This window comes from Paenibacillus sp. P32E (assembly GCF_001909085.1).
Lineage (GTDB): Bacteria > Bacillota > Bacilli > Paenibacillales > Paenibacillaceae > Paenibacillus_AQ > Paenibacillus_AQ helianthi.
This window is the reverse complement of sequence record NZ_LVYY01000035.1, coordinates 286960-304997: the sequence shown is the minus strand read 5'-3', so window position 1 is coordinate 304997 and position 18038 is coordinate 286960. Positions and strand designations below refer to the sequence as shown.

Annotated in this window: 16 protein-coding genes; 11 read left to right on the top strand and 5 right to left on the bottom strand. The window is 54.5% G+C overall.

Features of this window, described 5'->3' with window-relative positions; all coding sequences use genetic code 11:
• Positions 1 to 331 precede the first annotated feature (331 nt).
• The 6 genes from A3848_RS24155 to A3848_RS24130 all read left to right on the top strand — a co-directional run bounded on the left by A3848_RS24155 (position 332) and on the right by A3848_RS24130 (position 7035).
• The gene (locus A3848_RS24155; RefSeq protein ID WP_074087412.1) at positions 332 to 1114 is read left to right on the top strand and encodes an ABC transporter ATP-binding protein; all 783 of its coding nucleotides are present in this window, start codon (positions 332 to 334) and stop codon (positions 1112 to 1114) included.
• A gap of 2 nt (positions 1115 to 1116) precedes the next feature.
• On the top strand, positions 1117 to 1929 hold the full coding sequence (locus A3848_RS24150) for an ABC transporter permease (RefSeq protein WP_083606897.1): 813 nt from the start codon (positions 1117 to 1119) through the stop codon (positions 1927 to 1929).
• Complete coding sequence (locus tag A3848_RS24145) at positions 1854 to 2831, top strand: ABC transporter permease (RefSeq protein WP_256702541.1); 978 nt, start codon at positions 1854 to 1856, stop codon at positions 2829 to 2831. The genes A3848_RS24150 and A3848_RS24145 overlap by 76 nt, the downstream gene beginning before the upstream one ends.
• Before the next feature lie 143 nt (positions 2832 to 2974).
• Positions 2975 to 4081 (top strand): ABC transporter substrate-binding protein, encoded by a 1107-nt coding sequence (locus tag A3848_RS24140; RefSeq protein ID WP_074087411.1) that lies wholly within the window; start codon positions 2975 to 2977, stop codon positions 4079 to 4081.
• A gap of 91 nt (positions 4082 to 4172) precedes the next feature.
• Positions 4173 to 5636 carry a CoA-acylating methylmalonate-semialdehyde dehydrogenase gene (locus A3848_RS24135; RefSeq protein ID WP_074087410.1) on the top strand — a complete coding sequence of 488 codons (1464 nt, stop codon included), beginning with the start codon at positions 4173 to 4175 and terminating at the stop codon, positions 5634 to 5636.
• A gap of 31 nt (positions 5637 to 5667) precedes the next feature.
• Positions 5668 to 7035, top strand: coding sequence for an aspartate aminotransferase family protein (locus A3848_RS24130; RefSeq protein WP_074087409.1), 1368 nt, complete (start codon positions 5668 to 5670; stop codon positions 7033 to 7035).
• Here the strand turns inward: A3848_RS24130 and A3848_RS24125 are convergent.
• Complete coding sequence (locus A3848_RS24125) at positions 7001 to 8689, bottom strand: PucR family transcriptional regulator (RefSeq protein WP_074087408.1); 1689 nt, start codon at positions 8687 to 8689, stop codon at positions 7001 to 7003. The genes A3848_RS24130 and A3848_RS24125 overlap by 35 nt on opposite strands.
• Before the next feature lie 302 nt (positions 8690 to 8991).
• Here A3848_RS24125 and A3848_RS24120 point away from each other — a divergent pair, with 302 nt between their 5' ends.
• The 5 genes from A3848_RS24120 to A3848_RS24100 all read left to right on the top strand — a co-directional run bounded on the left by A3848_RS24120 (position 8992) and on the right by A3848_RS24100 (position 14239).
• On the top strand, positions 8992 to 10383 hold the full coding sequence (locus tag A3848_RS24120; protein ID WP_074087407.1) for an NAD(P)-dependent oxidoreductase: 1392 nt from the start codon (positions 8992 to 8994) through the stop codon (positions 10381 to 10383).
• 69 nt (positions 10384 to 10452) lie between these two features.
• Complete coding sequence (preA, locus tag A3848_RS24115) at positions 10453 to 11742, top strand: NAD-dependent dihydropyrimidine dehydrogenase subunit PreA (protein WP_074087406.1); 1290 nt, start codon at positions 10453 to 10455, stop codon at positions 11740 to 11742.
• Between the two features lie 2 nt (positions 11743 to 11744).
• Positions 11745 to 13172: a dihydropyrimidinase gene (hydA, locus tag A3848_RS24110; protein WP_074087405.1), complete on the top strand. Its 1428-nt coding sequence runs from the start codon at positions 11745 to 11747 to the stop codon at positions 13170 to 13172.
• Complete coding sequence (locus A3848_RS24105) at positions 13172 to 13411, top strand: hypothetical protein (protein ID WP_074087404.1); 240 nt, start codon at positions 13172 to 13174, stop codon at positions 13409 to 13411. Before hydA ends, A3848_RS24105 begins: the two co-directional genes overlap by 1 nt.
• Before the next feature lie 183 nt (positions 13412 to 13594).
• Positions 13595 to 14239 (top strand): TVP38/TMEM64 family protein, encoded by a 645-nt coding sequence (locus tag A3848_RS24100; RefSeq protein WP_074087403.1) that lies wholly within the window; start codon positions 13595 to 13597, stop codon positions 14237 to 14239.
• On the opposite strand, the gene A3848_RS24095 is transcribed toward A3848_RS24100, so the two are convergent.
• From A3848_RS24095 to A3848_RS24080, 4 genes are all read right to left on the bottom strand, one after another.
• Positions 14225 to 15736 (bottom strand): aminotransferase class V-fold PLP-dependent enzyme, encoded by a 1512-nt coding sequence (locus A3848_RS24095; RefSeq protein WP_143192452.1) that lies wholly within the window; start codon positions 15734 to 15736, stop codon positions 14225 to 14227. The genes A3848_RS24100 and A3848_RS24095 overlap by 15 nt on opposite strands.
• Before the next feature lie 194 nt (positions 15737 to 15930).
• Entirely contained in the window at positions 15931 to 16407 is a 477-nt protein-coding gene (locus A3848_RS24090; RefSeq protein WP_074087401.1) for a DsrE/DsrF/DrsH-like family protein, read from the bottom strand.
• Between the two features lie 134 nt (positions 16408 to 16541).
• Entirely contained in the window at positions 16542 to 17423 is an 882-nt protein-coding gene (locus A3848_RS24085) for a helix-turn-helix transcriptional regulator (RefSeq protein ID WP_074087400.1), read from the bottom strand.
• Positions 17424 to 17676: 253 nt separating this feature from the next.
• Positions 17677 to 18000: a hypothetical protein gene (locus A3848_RS24080; protein ID WP_074087399.1), complete on the bottom strand. Its 324-nt coding sequence runs from the start codon at positions 17998 to 18000 to the stop codon at positions 17677 to 17679.
• Between the last annotated feature and the right edge of the window lie 38 nt (positions 18001 to 18038).

The following is an 18038-nucleotide window of genomic DNA, read 5'->3' as shown; positions in this document are numbered from 1 at the left end:
CAGATTGTCTCCTAATCGTCGAAAGATATAGTGAGATAGCATCAATCATAGATCGTGTAATCTTTGGTATGAAGGTTGTCCGCATGATGATATATACCTACTTTATCGGAAAAAGTCTCAATTTTTAATACTGTATAGGCTCCACCTAGACAAAGTGACGGAATTTTTCAGACGCTATTTTACTTTTTGTCTAGTGAGAGTCACCGGAGCAAAGTGTAACATGTTAGTTAATCCTACATGGATGAAGGAAAGTAATCGTTATACGTAAACTTGTGTTATGTTATATAACATAAATAAGAAAATAAAATCAGGAGTGAAGGGGGAGCTGGATATGTCATTAGTCGCGGCAAGAATTCCTGAAATACAGCTGCAGAACGTAGAGATGCGCTACCAGACCGATACAGCCGATGTGCTTGCGCTGCATCAAGTGAGCCTGGATATTGCCAAGGGAGAGTTCGTCTCTCTGCTCGGCCCGTCCGGCTGCGGCAAAACTACACTGCTGAGACTGATGGCAGATCTTATAACACCAACCGGCGGGGACGTTACGGTGGCCGGCAAGAGTGCCCGCGAAGCCCGTCTGGCCCAAAAATACGGCATCGTCTTCCAGAGTCCGGTCCTGTATGACTGGCGGAAGGTGAAGCATAATATTACACTGCCTCTGGAACTGATGGGTGTGAAGAAATCCATACGTGAGGACAAAGCGCTGGAACTGCTGGATCTTGTAGGCCTGCAGGGCTTCGCAGACAAATATCCTTGGCAGCTCAGCGGAGGGATGCAGCAGCGGGTAGCCATCGCCAGAGCACTGTCGATGGAGCCGGAGATCCTGTTGATGGATGAACCGTTCTCGGCGCTGGATGAATTCACCCGCGAGCGTCTGAATGAGGAGCTGCTGTCCGTCTGGAACAAGGTGCAGAGCACTATTGTTTTCGTAACCCACAGCATTCCCGAGTCGATTTTCCTCTCGGACCGCGTGTTCGTGTTATCTCCGCATCCGGGCAGGCTGTCCGCGATTGTGGATATTCCACTCCCTCGTCCGCGTACGGCGGAGATGAGAAACAGTCCGCAGTTTTTTGAACTGATCGCCCATATCCGCGACAGCTTCGAAGGGGTGTAGAGATGAAGGGGAACAGTACGTTTATGCGGGACCGCGTGCTGCCGCTGTTCGTCTGGATCTTCGGTCTGCTGGTGGTATGGGAGGCGGTGTCCTGGTGGCTGCTGAATGTGGCGAAGACGCCGCTGGCCCAATCCAAGCTGCCTTACGTTCATGAAGTGGCGGCGACCTTATGGAAGTACAGCGGCACGCTCTTGAAGGAGGGGGGAGCCACCTTTGGTAATGCAGGTGTCGGATTTCTGATCGGTGCAGTGGCCGGAGTGGTCCTCGCGGTGCTGATGAGTCTCTCGAAGACGATTGAACAGCTTGCCTTCCCTTATGCGGTTGCCTCGCAGATGATTCCGATTCTGGGCCTGGCCCCGATCATCTATGGCATTGTGCGCGACGAGCAGGTGTCGCGGATAATCATCTCCGGCTACATTACCTTTTTTCCGGTCGCGCTGAATATGCTCCGCGGGCTGCGGAGCGTGGATCTGCCGGCGGTGGAGCTTATGCACTCCTATGCTGCCAAGCCCTGGGCGGTGTACTGGAAGCTGCGCTTCCCGGCTGCACTGCCGGGCCTCTTCAGCGGACTGAAGATTGCAGCTCCGCTCGCAGTAACCGGGGCAATCCTCGTGGAGCTCATGGGCGCACAGCATGGCATCGGTGTCATCATGCTGCGTAATCTCTATTACGGTCCCTCCCATACGTATATGTTCTGGTCAACAGTGCTTGTTGGAGCCTTGCTGGGGATGGCCAGCTATTGGCTGATGAGTCTGGTGGAACGCCTGGTAGCGCCATGGCAACCGGAATTCCGTCCGAAAGGGGGCAGCCGCTGATGGAGAGCAATACTACTGTGCGGGATATACCATTCATTGCATCATCAGGCAAAGAAGCAGCAACGGCTCCGATCACATCAACTAACAACGAAATTACAACAGATCCTGATAAACGTCGAAGTCCCCGGCGGCCATCCAAATGGCTGAATCCGGGTGTGATTCTGCCCCTGCTGGCCGGTGTGCTGTTTCTGATCCTTTGGGAGGTTCAGGTCTTCCACAAGCTCTTTGATCTCAAGAAATATCAGCTTCCATTGCCCTCGGCCATTGCGGAAGCAATACGGGATCATTTCAGCCTGTTGCTCTCCTATACCGGCTATACGCTGACCGAGGCAGTGGTGGGGATGCTGATCGGTTCGGCCTGCGGCTTCCTGATTGCCTTGGCGGCAACGGCTTGGCCCCGCTGGGGCGGAGGGAGCCTGACCCTGGTGGCTGCGCTGAACGCTGTGCCGATTGTGGCGCTTGCTCCGATTATGAACCTGTGGTTCGGGGACGGCATCGGGTCCCGGGCCGCAATTGTTACAGCGACAACGATGGCGGCGATGGCTATTAATGCCTACAAGGGCATGGCTGCGGTTGACCCCCTTGCTCTGGATCTGATGCATTCGTATGCAGCCGGCAAGCCGGCGGTATTCCGCTACCTGCGGATCCAGAACAGTCTGCCTTATGTGTTCACCGCGCTGAAGATCAATGCTACCGCGAGTATGATCGGAGCTATTGTTGGGGAATTCTTCTTCTCCTCGCGGGGCCTCGGGTACCTGCTCTCCAATTCCATCAAAGTGGCCAAAATGCCGCTCGGTTGGTCCTGTATCGTGCTGGCAGCCATTGCCGGAGTCCTCTTTTACCTGATTGTGGAGCGGCTGGAGAAGGTGTTCATCAAGTGGCACTCCTCTCAGCGGTCCTGATACCTGAATTCGTTACATCCGGTTTCTGCGAAGAGGGAGATAGAGAACCCCTCCGCAGGCCGTATGCATAGAGCATCACGCTGGTAACCATGCTGTGGCTTTTGCCGAAATGAAAACTCAAACGGGTAGGGGGAGTTATTTTGATGAACAGGAAGAAGGGTAAGTTTCGTGGCGGGGTGCTGGTTGCGGCGTTTATCATGATGATTTCTTTGCTGGCAGGGTGTGGCGGCAATAATAACAATGCGGCTCCGGCGGCTGAGGCGACGGCCGGAACAGAGGCTTCTGCATCGCCGGAAGCGGCGGCAACAACGGAACCCGCTGCAGATCCGGTCACGGTCAAGCTGCAGCTGAAATGGGTGCCTCAGGCTCAATTCGCCGGTTACTTCCTGGCCCAGGACAAGGGCTATTACGCGGAAGAAGGGCTGAAAGTTGAAATTCTGCCCGGGGGTCCGGACATTGTGCCGGAGCAGCAGGTCGCAGGGGGATCGGCGGATATCGGCGTGGACTGGGTCGCCAGTCTGTTGACCAGCCAGGAGCAGGAAATGCCGCTGGTGCAGATTGCGCAAATCTTCCAGAAGAGCGGACTGGTGCTGGTATCGAAGAAGGATGCAGGCATCAGCGGACCGGCTGACCTGAAGGGAAAGAAGGTCGGCAACTGGATGGGCGGCAACGAGTTCGAGATTCTGGCACTCTTCGATAAATACAAACTGGATTCGAATAAGGACCTGAAATTTACCAAGCAGGGCTTCACGATGGACCAGTTCCTCGGCGGGGAGATCGACGCGGCATCAGCCATGACCTATAACGAATACCAGGTCGTGCTGGAATCGGGTATTAAGGCAGAGGATCTGAATGTAATCGACATGAATGATGAAGGTGTGGCGATGCTGGAAGACAACCTCTTCGCCAACAAGGAATGGCTTGAAGCCAACAAGGAAACAGCCGCCAAGTTTGTCCGTGCTTCCCTGAAAGGCTGGAAGGACGCGATTGCCGATCCGGAAGCGGCGGTTGACAGTGTCATGAAGCTGGCTGAGAAGGGCAGCACCACCCGGGAGCATCAGCTGACGATGATGACCGAGGTTGCCAAGCTGATTCAGCCGGAAGGCTTCGACGCTTCCAAAATGGGTTATACCGATGCGGCGGCGTTCCAGCAGACGGCAGATATTGCCCTTAAGTTCGGCGTCATCAAGACGGCATCCAAGGTGGATGAAGCCTATACGAACGAAATTGTGGAGATGGCGGCAAAATAACGCGGATACACTCATATTCCTATAGATGACCGCCGGATGGGCGGTCATCTATTATAATCAGCAGCCCAGAAGGCGGAAAGAGGTGCAGAAGATGTCTCTGCTTGTAAGGCAAACGGAGAAAGTAAAGAACTACGTAAATGGGGTGTGGGTGGAGTCCTCCTCCGGACAGCAGGAAGAAGTATTCAATCCGGCGACCGGTGAGGTCATCGCTTATGTGCCGCTCTCCAGCCGGGAGGAGCTGGATGATGCGGTGAAAGCGGCAGCAGAGGCGTACTCTTCCTGGAAAAAGGTTGCTGTACCGCGCCGGGCCCGCTATTTCTTCCAGTACCAGCAGCTGCTGGTTCAGCACTGGAACGAGCTGGCCGGACTGATCACGCTGGAGAACGGCAAAAGCCTGGAGGAATCGCTTGGAGAAGTGCAGCGCGGCATTGAATGTGTGGAATTTGCCGCCGGCATTCCCACACTGATGATGGGCAGTCAGCTGCCGGACATTGCTACCGGTGTCGAGTCAGGCATGTACCGCTACCCGCTTGGGGTGGTCGGCGGCATTGCGCCATTCAACTTCCCGATGATGGTGCCCTGCTGGATGTTCCCGCTGGCGATCGCCTGCGGCAACACCTTTGTCCTGAAGCCCTCCGAGCGTACGCCGCTGCTGATGAACAGGCTGGCCGAGCTGTTTGCGGAAGCTGGATTTCCGCCTGGGGTGCTGAATGTGGTGCACGGGGCGCATGAGGTGGTGAACGGTCTGCTCGAGCACGAGGAAGTCAAAGCTATTTCCTTTGTAGGCTCCCAGCCGGTTGCGGAGTATGTCTATAAGCACGGAACATCGTTCGGCAAACGGGTGCAGGCCCTGGCAGGGGCTAAGAACCATTCTATAGTACTGCCTGATGCCGATCTCGATAACGCGGTCAAAAACATCATTTCCGCCGCTTTTGGCTCAGCAGGTGAGCGCTGTATGGCCTGCTCTGTGGTGGTTGTGCATGAGGGGATTGCAGATAGGCTGGTAAGCCGCCTGAGTGAAGCGGCTGATGGCCTGAAGATCGGCAACGGCAAGGATGCGGGAGTGTTTCTTGGCCCGGTGATACGCCAATCGAACAAGGAGCGTACGATCGCTTATATCGAAACGGGGATTAAGGAACAGGCGGAGCTGGTGCGGGACGGCAGACTGGACCATGCGGCAGCCGGAGCGGGTTACTTCATCGGGCCGACCATATTCGACCGTGTGCAGCCGGGCATGACGATCTGGCAGGATGAAATTTTTGCGCCGCTGCTGGCTGTGGTGCGGGTCAAAGATCTGGCCGAGGCCATTGCCGTGACCAATCAGTCCCCTTTTGCCAATGGAGCCTGCATCTATACGGACAGCGCTAAGGCGATCCGGGAATTCCGGGAAGAGATTGATGCGGGAATGCTGGGGGTTAACCTGGGCGTGCCTGCGCCGATGGCCTTTTTCCCTTTTTCGGGCTATAAGAAATCCTTTTATGGAGATCTGCATGCGAACGGCAGGGACGGCGTAGAGTTCTATACCCGCAAGAAAATGGTTACCGCACGTTATTGACTACTATGGAATGTTGAGAGGAGAGAGTGCCATGCAAAGCCTGGGGAACGATAGCGAGCGGGCCATTCAAAAGGATCAGCAGTATTTGTGGCATAATATTACCCCTTACAATGAAAAGAATCCGCCAATGATCGCAGTAGAAGCAAGCGGCTCATGGGTGACGGATATTGACGGCAACAAGTTTCTGGACGGCATGTCCGGCCTGTGGTGTGTGAATGTTGGCTATGGACGCAAAGAATTGGCAGAGGCGGCTTACAATCAGCTCCTTAGCCTGCCGTATTTCCCGCTCACGCAGAGCCATATGCCGGCAATTGCCCTAGCTGAGAAGCTGAATGAATGGCTGGAAGGCGACTATGTTATTTTCTTTTCCAACAGCGGGTCAGAAGCCAATGAAGCAGCCTTCAAAATCGCCCGCCAATACCAGCAGCAGATCGGCCAGCATTACCGTCATAAATTCATCGCCCGCTACCGGGGCTATCATGGAAGCTCCCTTGGTGCGCTCTCGGCCACCGGCCAGGCGCAGCGGAAATATAAATACGAGCCGCTGAGCGGCGGGTTTCTGCATGTAGCCCCGCCGGACAGCTACCGACGTCCAGCGGGAATGACCGTGGAGGAATTCAACCTTCAGAGTGCGCAGGCTATTGAGGATACGATCGTCTGGGAAGGCGTGGAGACGGTAGCGGCAGTTATTATGGAGCCGGTCATTACCGGCGGCGGCGTCATTGTGCCGCACCAGGTTTATCTGGACCGGGTTCAGGAGATTTGCCGCAAGCACGGAGTCCTGCTGATTATTGACGAGGTGATCTGCGGCTTCGGGCGTTCCGGCCGCAAATTCGGGCATCAGAATTTTGGCGTGAAACCGGATATAATCACCATGGCCAAAGGGTTGACCAGTGCCTACCTTCCACTGTCGGCAACGGCCGTCCGCAAGGATATCTACGAGGCCTTCAAGGACAACAGTGACGACTACGGGCATTTCCGCCATGTGAACACTTTTGGCGGTAATCCGGCAGCCTGTGCGCTTGCCTTGCGCAATCTGGAAATCCTGGAACAGGAGAACCTGGTGGAGCGCGCGGATATTCTGGGCAAGAAGCTGACTGCCGGATTCGCTGAACTGCTGAACCATAAGCTGGTGGGAGATATCCGCAGCTTCGGACTTGTCATTGGCATTGAACTGGTAGCGGACAAGGTCACCAAGCAGCCCGCTGATCTGGCTGTCGTTAAGGGGATTATTGCCGAATGCAAAGCGAAAGGCCTGATCATCGGCAAAAACGGCGATACGGTAGCTGGCTTCAACAATGTGCTTACCCTTGCGCCTCCGTTATCCTCCACCGATGCGGATATCCAGTTCATCCTCGACACCGTTACAGCTGTGCTGAACGGGAGCTGGGCAGAGTGAATTTCTCGGGATACAGAAGCTGATAGGCGCGCAGGGCGACCTGGATGGAGATGCGGTTCTCCGGAAGCATGAAGTCTTCACCCAGCAGCTCGGTGATTTTGTCCAGCCGGTAGTAAAGGGACTGTCTGACGATGAACAAATTCCGGGCGGCGATCTGTTTCGAGCCGTCGTGGTCGAGGTAGACGCGCAGGGTCAGCAGCAGCTCGCTTCCTTTGGCCATATCGTGGTCGATCAGCGGGCCGAGATAGCTGCGGATGAAGTTCTCCAGTGTCTTGCCGTCATTCAGGCTCAGCAGTAGCTGGAAGACGCCGAGCTCTTCATAGAACAGAATTGACTTCTGATAACAAGAATATAGAGACAGTGCCTGTACGGCTTCCTGGTAACCGGCATAGGCGTGTTTCAGACCCCGGTGGGACTTGCTGACTCCGATGACGAGCTGCAGGTCCTTCAGCTTCTCGTCGGAACGGATGTGCTGCAGCGCATCCAGTGCCTGCTGCAGCCGCAGCTTGCCCGGCAGCTTGGACTGGATATCAAGGGCGATAACCGTGAGGCGGTTATTCTTCAGTGTAATCAGCGGGCGCAGAGAGTATTTCTCGAAGATGGAGCGCAGGATGAGCGACAGGTGAAAGGTGATCGACTCCCAGTCGTTCTCCGAGCTGTTCCATTTCACGTCGCGGGGATTTTCGATTTCGATCAGGCACACGCGGTACGGCAGCTCATTCACGATATTGAAGTCGGGACCGACCAGCCCTTTGAGCCGGTTGTCATCCTGGGTCCGTCCGCCAATCAGCTCATCCACCCACAGATTCTCCGAGAATAGCTTCCGTTCCTCCATATACCGTGTGCGCAGCAGCTCCTGTGCGATGGACAGTGAGGCAGAGTCGAGCAGCAGACAGTCGAATTCCTGCGGCTTGTGATTGCAGACCATCAGAATATAAGCCCAGGTCTGATCGAGCGCGCCTACCGGCTTCAGAGCAATCGTCTTGTGGCCGTAGTCGCGGATATAAGGGGCAGCATCCGGCTGCACGCCTTCCATCTCTTCACCGAAGGCTTCGAAGAAGCTCAGGAGCGGAGTCTGCTCCTCGGGCGGGAGCGCCGGGAAGAACAGGGGTTTCCCTTGCGGCTGCATATATACAATTTGCGTGCGGGTGCTTTTGCATAATAATTGCAGAACCTTGAGCGCACCTTGAGAGGTTAGTGTCAGACGGTGGAACTCACGGGAGATACTTTCTAGCTCCTGAAGCATGCGGTGATGGCGGTTGATAATGAGGGAATGCAGGTCAAGGGTGATATCTACAAAGCGTACCGTGCGGGTGAAAATGATCAGCGGGAAGTCATGCTGGTTGGCGAGATCAATCATTTCCTGCGGAATGCTGCTGAAATAGGCTCCCAGCTCAATGCATAAGCAGGCTGCGTTCTTATCAATCAGATTCTGCATAAAAGATAAGGAAGAGGGCAGATCGGCGCTTGCCCCTATGCCGGTGGTCAGAATCATCTCTTCCCCGTGGATCAGACTTTCAAAGCTCGCGCTCTCCAGCACATGCACCCAGCGGATGGCCCGACCCAGGCCGGTTCTTCCACCGGCGATTTCTGCTTCGGCGAACAGCGGTCTTTTCAGCGCATCACGAATCGTAAATACAAGCTCCCAATCCATAAACTTCCCCCTCGCTTGATGTATGACCGGCTTCCTGCCTGGTGTAGAAAATACACTTTTGAAATTAGACAATCTGTCTAATGTAACGAAAAATGGAATTTACTATAGTTTCAATATAACGTGTTAGGATAGTTAACCTAAACCAAAAGAAAACAGAAATAAAATTAGGTTTATTGTTCATTTTACTACAATAATCCTGAGAAGTAAGTAAAATATTAAGGCAATACTCGTAATAATGTTATATTATATAACACAAACATGCAGTTCAAGCGGAAACCACTCATACAGAAGGAGGGATACGGATGGAGCACTCTTCTCCGTTAAACACATTTACGCCCGATATGTTCATGCGGGGTTTCGCCGAGGCTGAACGTGGCCTTACCCGCAAAGGTGCGATCGAAGAATCCAATCGTTGTCTGTATTGTTACGATGCCCCCTGCATCAAGGCCTGCCCGACCAGCATTAATATTCCTTCTTTCATTAAACGTATTGCCACGGACAATCTGAAGGGCTCGGCACAAACCATCATGGATGCCAATCCGGTGGGCGCAAGCTGCGCACGTGTCTGCCCAACGGAGGAGCTGTGCGAAGGGGCATGTGTGCTGAATGACGCTTCTGCGCCGATCCAAATCGGGCTGCTGCAGCGCTATGCCACCGATTGGGCGATCAACAGCGGGGTGGAGTTATTTAAGGCGGGCGTTCCGAACGGCAAAAGAGTCGCGGTGATTGGCGGCGGTCCGGCCGGGCTGTCTGCGGCCAGAGAACTGGCGCGTGAAGGTTATGGTGTGGTGATCTATGAAGCGAAGGAGCTTGCGGGCGGACTGGATACACACGGAATCGTCTCGTTCCGGCTGCCGCAGTCCATATCCCTGTGGGAAGTGGAGCAGGTCGGGAAGCTGGGCGTAGAGATCCGTACAGGGGTGAAGGTGGGCGTTGATATCTCCGTGGAAGAACTGAAGGCCGGGTATGATGCCATCGTACTGGCTGCGGGAATGGGTTATGTTCCGCCGCTGGGTATTGAAGGAGAGAAGCTTTCCGGGGTCTATGATGCTATAGAACTCGTGGAAACCACAAAGACAGGCATTCCGGCACTGGAGCTGATGGGCCAGCGGGTCGCCGTTATTGGCGCAGGCAACACGGCGATTGATGCGGCTACCTGCTCGGTGCGGCTGGGAGCGGCGAATGTGAAGATGGTCTACCGCCGGACACTCGCGGAGATGACGGCTTATGATTTTGAATATGAATTCGCCAAGCAGGAAGGGGTGGAATTCAGCTGGCTGACCCTGCCCAAGCGGATTATCGGGGATGAGCTGGGCAATGTGACTGCTCTGGAGTGTGTCCAGATGAAGCTAACCGGAGAGACTGGCAAGGATGGGCGTCTGACACCGGTGCCTGTGGAAGGCTCGGAATTCCTCATGCCGGTGGATGCGGTGGTGGTGGCCATCGGGCAGAAACGGCGGGTTGACCTCATTGAAGCACTGGGCCTGGAGCACGAGTGGGGCGTCGTTAAGATCGATGAGCGAACCGGCCTGACCTCCGATCCTCAGATCTATGCCGCCGGGGATATCGTCTTCGGCTCGGGCAAAGGTGAAGCGATGGTGGTCTCCGCTGCCCAGCAGGGCAAGGATGCTGCTTATGCCATTATGAAGCAAATGTCGGGCCTTCAGGATAGCGTGCTGGGCTCTGCCGTGTGAATTGGGGTTGCTGTGCGAATACAAGACCGGTTGCTCTTGCCGGACATACATGACAGGGAGGGAACATTAATGGCAGATTTGAGTATTGATCTTGCAGGAATCAAGTCACCCAATCCGTTCTGGCTGGCCTCTGCCCCGCCTACCAATACAGGCTACCAAGTGCAGCGCGCCTTTGAGGCAGGATGGGGAGGTGCGGTGTGGAAGACGCTCGGAGAGCCGGTGATTAACACCTCATCGCGTTTTGCAGCTGTACATTTTAACGGACAGCGCGTAGCGGGCTTTAACAACATTGAGCTGATCACTGACCGTCCGCTTGAGGTGAACCTGAAGGAAATCTATGAAACGAAGAAAAGATTTCCGAATCATGCGATTATCGCCTCCCTGATGGTGGAACCCAAGCAGGAGAAGTGGCATGAAATCGTCAAGCGGGTCGAGGCTGTCGGTGTAGACGGGCTGGAGCTTAACTTCGGCTGTCCGCACGGTATGGCTGAGCGCGGGATGGGCGCTGCCTCCGGCCAGCAGCCTGATCTGGTGCAGGCCCAGACGACCTGGGTCAAGGAAGTGGCGACCACTCCCGTCATTGTGAAGCTGACACCGAATATTACCGACATTACGGTGGTGGCCCGCCATGCTGTCAAGGGCGGCGCGGATGCGATCAGTCTGATTAATACGATCAACAGCCTGGCCGGAGTGGATATCCACAGCTGGAATACCATTCCGAATGTGGGCGGGCAAGGGGCGCACGGCGGTTATTGCGGTCCGGCGGTGAAGCCGATCGCTCTCAGCATGGTCGCTGAATGTGCCCGCGACCGCGGTGTAGGTGTGCCGATCTCCGGGATCGGCGGCATCTCCACTTGGCAGGATGTAGTGGAGTTCATGCTAATGGGTTCAACGGGCATCCAGGTCTGCACGGCGGTGATGCATCACGGGTTCCGGATTGTCGAGGAGATGATCGACGGCCTGAACAACTATCTGGATGACAAAGGCCTCGCTTCAGTCACAGAGCTGATCGGCAAGTCAGTGCCCAAATACTCCAACTGGGGCGATCTGGACCTGAATTATAAAGTAGTGGCCCGGATTAATGAGGATAACTGCATCAACTGTAATAAATGCCATATTGCCTGCGAGGACGCCTCGCATCAATGTATCGATATGCTGACCAATGCCGAGGGCAAGGCGATTCTGCAAGTGCGTGAGGAAGACTGTGTAGGTTGCAATCTGTGTTCGATTGTCTGTCCGGCAGACGGTGCAATTGATATGGTCGCTCTGGACAGCGGGGCAGCGCCATTAACCTGGAATCAGCGGAATCAGGTGATCAGTGGTTTGAACGGCTCGTACTCGGAAGCGGAGGTGGTATAAGGATGAAGAAGATCATCAAAAACGGCATTATAGTTACCGCAGCAGACACCTATAAAGGAGATATCCTGGTGGAAGACGGGATAATCACCGGAATTGGCCTGAATCTGGAAGCGCCGGGTGCGGAGATCATTGACGCTTCCGGCAATTATGTCTTTCCAGGAGGCATCGATCCCCATACCCATCTGGACATGCCCTTTGGCGGCACGGTAACCGCCGACGACTTCGAGACCGGAACCATTGCCGCCGCTTACGGGGGGACGACAACGGTTATTGACTTCTGCCTGACTGCCAAAGGCCAGCCGCTGCAGCAGGCTGTGGATACCTGGCACCGGAAATCGCAGGATAAGGCTGTCATAGACTACAGCTTTCATCTGATGGTCTCAGAGCTGAACGATACAGTGCTCGGCGAACTGCCGCAGATTATTGAGAAGGAAGGCATCACCTCGCTGAAGGTGTTCATGGCTTACAAAAACACGTTCCAGGCCGACGATGGCGTACTGTACAAGACGCTGCAGGCCGCCAAGCGGGAAGGCGCACTAGTCATGGTCCATGCCGAAAATGGCGATGTGATTGAATATCTGGTAGAGCAGGCCTTGGCTGCCGGTAACACCGATCCAATCTACCACGCTTTGACCCGGCCTCCGGAGCTGGAGGGTGAAGCTACCGGCAGGGCCGCTGCTCTGACAGAGCTGACCGATTCGCAGCTCTATGTGGTGCATGTAACCTGTGCGGAAGCCGCCTGGAAGATTGCTGAAGCGCGCCGGAAAGGGCTGCGTGTCTACGGAGAGACCTGTCCGCAGTATCTGGTCCTCGATCAGACGGCGCTTGAGAAGCCCGACTTCGAAGGGGCCAAATATGTCTGGTCCCCGCCGCTGCGCGAAGAGTGGAACCAGGATGTGCTGTGGGATGCGCTCTGGAGCGGCACACTGCAGACGATCGGCTCCGACCAGTGCTCTTTTAACTTCAAGGGGCAGAAGGATCTGGGTCTGGGTGACTTCTCGAAAATTCCGAACGGCGGACCAACCATTGAAGACCGGTTCAGTGTGCTCTATTCCGAAGGTGTGCAGAAAGGCCGCATTTCTCTTCATCAATTTGTTGATATCATTTCAACGTCCAGCGCCAAGCTGTTTGGGCTGTTCCCTCAGAAAGGCACCATTGCAGTAGGCAGTGATGCGGATATCGTTATTTTCGACCCTGCTGTGAAAAGAACCCTTTCTGCCAGTACCCATCATATGAACGTGGATTACAATGCGTTTGAAGGCATGGAGGTCCAGGGTGAGCCTGTCTCCGTGCTGAGCAGAGGGGAATTCGTCATCCGCGACAAGCAGTATGTAGGCAAGGCAGGGTCCGGCAAATACCTGCACCGCAAACGCTTTGAAGCGGAAGCGCCGCGTCCCTCTCAAGCAGAAATCAGCGGAGGGGTGGTCTAATGTCTGCATATGCCGAATTCGACAAGGAACGGCTGGAGGTTGACACGTTGCTGCGGCAGGGTTACTCCATTACCAGTATCCAGGAGGATCTGGACGGAGCGAGAGTGAAGTTCATCAGCAGTGATCCGGGTAAAAGCTCTCAAGAGCTGCTGCTGCTCACAGCCGATGCGCGCAAGCATGTGACGACACTGCTTTTTGCCGGAATCAAACCAGTTACCGCCATAGAAACACATATCTGAGCTGTCATAAGCGTTACAAGGCTGCGATCTTAGGATCGCGGCCTTTTTTGGCTATTCCCGTGCCGGGCTTCTCACCGCTTGTCCATCCGATGTGCGTCAAGACACCGCATCCAGCGAAAAGTATTGTATAATTGAGGCTCAATGTTAAGCCATTTCAACTATGGATGAGGAGAGCGGAATCCTATGTTTTATTTAGATATGATGTCATGGCTTACGGAGGAGCGCCTCCGGCAGCTATTGGAGCAATACCGGTCGCTGGGGCCTCTGCCCGGAGTCGGGCTCACCTTTATGAAATCCTTTGTGCCGCCTTTGCCGACGATTGCGATCGTGGGACTCAATGGGGCGGTGTACGGGCTGTGGCTGGGTTTTTTGTATTCCTGGCTCGGGCTGGTTGCGGGCTGTGTAACTACGTTCCTGATTATCCGTAAAATCGCCTCGCACCCCTACTTGCGCAAGTGGGCGCTGCGGCCCAAGGTTGCAAAGAGCATGACCTGGGTCCGTAACAGCGGCTTCAGCTATGTGTTTCTGCTCAGCATATTCCCGGTCGGACCGTTTGTCGTAATCAATATGGCTGCCGGGCTGGCCCAGATGCGGCTGCGCTCGTACCTGATTGCGCTGTGCGCAGGCAAAGCCATCATGGTGTTTGCAGTGTCCTATATCGGAAATGATATGGAACGGTTCATCCGCCATCCCTGGGAAATCCTCTACGTGCTGCTCTTTATCGGAGTCTCACTCTGGGGGGTTAAGGCCATTGAGGCCCGGTTCGCCCGGGCCGCGCGGGTAAGGGAGGAGAATCTTCCTGCCGGTGAATCGCTACAACGCGAATAATTCGCGGACAGCCGTCCCGGTTCCGCCTTCTTCGGCAAAGTGGAGCCAGCTATTAGTCATATGGTTATAGTGGTAATCCTGCTGCCATACGCCAATGTGGCGGGCAATGCTGCCGACGGCGCCTATCATCCGCTCCACCTCGCCGTCAGTCATAATAGGGTGCAGGGAGAGACGGACCCAACCCGGCTTAAGCGACTGGTCGCCAGCATGAATCGCCTGGATAAATTCACGCGAGCGTTCCCGGTCAAGACCCAGCAGATGATGGCCATAAGGTCCTGCGCACGAGCAGCCTCCGCGTGCCTGGATGCCAAACCGGTCATTAAGCAGTTTGACCACCAGATTATAATGAATCCCCTGTACATTGAAGGATACGATCCCATGGCGACGGGTGTGTTCTCCTGCAAGGATCGTGCAGCCCGGGATAGAATCAAGTCCGGCGAGCAGCCGGCTGCACAGCTGGTGCTCTCTCTCCATCATGAATCCGCCATCTCCGTTCATGGCATCCTTCAGCTTCAGGCACAGCGCTGTACGGAAGGCTTGCAGGAACCCCGGAGTTCCGCTGTCTTCACCGACTTCAACCGTATGGATATAGCGGCGCCCTCCCCAGGCGTCGACCCATACCACCGTTCCCCCGCCCGGCTCATCCGGCTGACGGCCTCTCTTTAAATCTGCATCGAAGACCAGTACTCCGCCTGTGCCGGGGCCGCCCAGAAATTTATGTGGCGAGAAGAAGATGGCATCCAGCCTCTCCAGCGGATCATCTGGATGCATGTTGATGGGGATATACGGAGCGCTGGCGGCAAAATCAACAAAACAAACTCCGCCGTGGCGGTGCATCACCGCGGCGAGCCTGTGATAAGGGGTCTGAATACCGGTCACGTTGGAGCAGGCAGTGAAGGAGCCGATCTTGAAGCGGCGGTTCCGGTAGAGCATCAGCAGGTGCTCCAGCTGCCGTAGATCCATCGTTCCATCTGAACCGGCAGGGACGGTGACGACATCACCGATGCCTTCCTGCCACGGTAGCAGATTGGAGTGATGCTCCATATGACTGACAAAGATGACCGGGCGGTCCTCAGGGGGGCAGAGATACTCTTCCTGCATCCATTCCGGAAGTTTCAGGCCCATCAGGCGCATCAGTTTATTCACTGCGCCCGTAGTGCCGTTGCCGCAGAAAAGCAGAGCATCTCCGGGTCCGGCGTTCACATGGTCCCTGATAATTCTCCGCGCTTCATTATAGGCCCCGGTCATCGTCAACCCCGTGGTATTGGATTCTGTATGTGGGTTGCTTACATAGGGTCCAAAGCTCTCCTGGATTTTACGCTCTATGGGTTCATACAGCCTTCCGCTGGCTGTCCAGTCGGCATAGAGCAGCGGCTGCCGGCCATAGGGCGTTGAAATCACATGCCGGCCCCCAATCGTATGCTCGCGAAAAGCTGCGAAATGCTCCTGCAAGGAAACGGGCTCTTCTGCCGTAGAAGTGCGGTGGATACTCAGCACGGACAATCCCTCCAGCCAATAATTTCTTGAAAATATTAGGATGCATGGGTTTCACATCATCAATCATCCTTATATTTCCTGCTGAAACGGATACCGTCCTTAAATGGCCGGCGAAGCCGTTTCTTCGTATGGCCCCAGTATATGCCCGCTTGCAGAAATAGGTTAAAGCCCAGAACCAGTCGGAAAGGATCTGGCTAGATGAACAGCTGCATATCGCTTTCAAGCGCGTCCTTCAGATAGGTTGCGGCATCAATGATCTCGACCTCGGGCAGGAGCTCTTCCGGCTTGAAGCCCATAATTTCAACACTCAGCTTACAGGCGTAGAACTTGATGTTTTTTTTGCGGGCCCCCTTCAAAAAGTGGATCAGCTTCGGCGCTCCCTGATCCTCAATCATTTCCTCCAGCATCATCTTCCCGAGGCCGCTGAAATTCATCCGCGAGAGCGGAAGCTGCTCCGGCCCCTTAGGGGTAATCACATCCATGAGCTTTTCGTAAATCGTTTTATCCTCCAGTGTCATTTTGTCCGGATCGCGGACCAGGAACAATCCCCAGAACGTGAAGAACATCGTGACCTCGACATCAATATCCCGGGCGGTATTAGCTAGAATCAGCGCCGCCATTGCCTTGTCATACTCCCCGCTGAACATCAGCAGGTTCATTCGTTTACCCATTCCTCTTATCCCTCCATGGATATCCAAGATGTCTTTAGTATGGTTATGGAGGGAGGAAGTATGCTTCCTCAAAAGTTGAATTCCACAATAAAGTAAGGGATTTAATGGTTTGAAATTATGCAGAGGGAGGGAACTCAGAAAAAGAGACGGCTGTAATTCAACCCGCCGCTTTCGGACCGGAAAGAGCCTGGAGTCTGGCCCGTCATCTTTTGAAAGACCTTGATAAAGTAGCTGCCGCTGGAATATCCGACCTGGGATGCAATGGTCTCAATGCTCCAATCGGTGGTTCCCAGGAGTTCTACAGCGCGTTCAATCCGGGTCCGGTTCAAGTATTCATTGGGGGTCAGGCCGACATATTTGCTAAATGTACGCAGTAGGTGGAATTTGGAGAGTCCCATTTGCCCGGCAAGCTGCTCTTGGCCGATCATGGAGCTGTAATGGGTGTCGATGAATTGGACGGAATCCCGAATAGCTGCAGGCCATTCCACTGTGTCCCGTGGTCCGCCCAGAGAGAGTCTGCCGAGCTCCATCATGAATTGATGCAGCAGGGAGGAGGCCATGTAGGGATCTGAAATTCTTCCCGAATGGGCTTCACGGGCAATGTCGCGCAGGATACGGATCGGCCTGCTGCCGGGGACAATGGCCGGAGCGGCTCCGAGCTTGGACTTAATGTCTTCCCAGAGAGGCAGGAGGGACTTCGGCCGGAAGAGCAGGAAATAGAATTCCCATGGCACTGAATCACCGGGATGATAATAACGGTGGCTGCCTGGGATTTCAGTCAGGAACGCCCGGCCCGGCCCGATGCGGTGGGTCTCCAGATCCGTCTCGAACATTCCGTGTCCTTCTACGGTATATTGGAACAGCAGCAGTGGTCCATCCGTACGGCTCATGCCGTTCCAGTGATAGGAGGAGTCCGTCACGATCTCATGTCCGACTGCGAAAAGATGGCAGAGTGACAGACGGTCAGGCTCACTGAAGCGGAAGCCGTAGACCCCGTGGCTGTTTTTGTGTGTCACAGAATGCCTCCCTATAGAACAAAATGTTTATTTTAGCTTATTGTACATAGAATCTACGGTATAGAACAACAAATTTAAAATATTAGTTGAGCGTGAACTTATTGGGCATCCATGGAGTCTTGATCAAGTAGAACAGTAAGAAAGATGGGGAGAATGGATTGCGCGAAGCCTATAAATTCTTATCTTTATACAAAAACAGCCCCCTGCCGGGAGCTGCTTATAAGATAATAGGGTCGAAGTCAAGCAGCTTCTGCTATTCTTTACCTTCATCCTGCTCAGCAGATTCAACAACCTCTGGACGGCGTAGGTCATAATGGCGGGCGGCCAGCCAAATACTGCCGGTGAACAGCACGATGAGGCCAAGAATGATCCCAAAACGCCAGTCCCCTGCCTTGAAGTTGAGCTGGAGAACTGTCAGCACCAGCGCGACCTGTGTCCAGACCAAAGTTCTTTTGCGGAAAGCGGTAATATCTCCAGCCATATTCGGCATGCCGCGGATGACGCGAAATGCGATCAGGGCAAGAATTAGAGCGAAGGCAATGGTTACAATCCATTCCGGTGTTGTTAGCGTATTCATGTTTCTCAAAATCCTTTCGGCTTAACATCAGACTGTGC

Bases quoted from the DNA above. Each gene is read 5' to 3' on its own strand.
- A3848_RS24155 (WP_074087412.1), top strand. From the start codon at position 332: ATGTCATTAGTCGCGGCAAGAATTCCTGAAATACAGCTGCAGAACGTA.
- A3848_RS24150 (WP_083606897.1), top strand. From the start codon at position 1,117: ATGAAGGGGAACAGTACGTTTATGCGGGACCGCGTGCTGCCGCTGTTC.
- A3848_RS24140 (WP_074087411.1), top strand. From the start codon at position 2,975: ATGAACAGGAAGAAGGGTAAGTTTCGTGGCGGGGTGCTGGTTGCGGCG.
- A3848_RS24135 (WP_074087410.1), top strand. From the start codon at position 4,173: ATGTCTCTGCTTGTAAGGCAAACGGAGAAAGTAAAGAACTACGTAAAT.
- A3848_RS24130 (WP_074087409.1), top strand. From the start codon at position 5,668: ATGCAAAGCCTGGGGAACGATAGCGAGCGGGCCATTCAAAAGGATCAG.
- A3848_RS24125 (WP_074087408.1), bottom strand. From the start codon at position 8,689: ATGGATTGGGAGCTTGTATTTACGATTCGTGATGCGCTGAAAAGACCG.
- A3848_RS24120 (WP_074087407.1), top strand. From the start codon at position 8,992: ATGGAGCACTCTTCTCCGTTAAACACATTTACGCCCGATATGTTCATG.
- preA (WP_074087406.1), top strand. From the start codon at position 10,453: ATGGCAGATTTGAGTATTGATCTTGCAGGAATCAAGTCACCCAATCCG.
- hydA (WP_074087405.1), top strand. From the start codon at position 11,745: ATGAAGAAGATCATCAAAAACGGCATTATAGTTACCGCAGCAGACACC.
- A3848_RS24105 (WP_074087404.1), top strand. From the start codon at position 13,172: ATGTCTGCATATGCCGAATTCGACAAGGAACGGCTGGAGGTTGACACG.
- A3848_RS24100 (WP_074087403.1), top strand. From the start codon at position 13,595: ATGTTTTATTTAGATATGATGTCATGGCTTACGGAGGAGCGCCTCCGG.
- A3848_RS24090 (WP_074087401.1), bottom strand. From the start codon at position 16,407: ATGGGTAAACGAATGAACCTGCTGATGTTCAGCGGGGAGTATGACAAG.
- A3848_RS24080 (WP_074087399.1), bottom strand. From the start codon at position 18,000: ATGAATACGCTAACAACACCGGAATGGATTGTAACCATTGCCTTCGCT.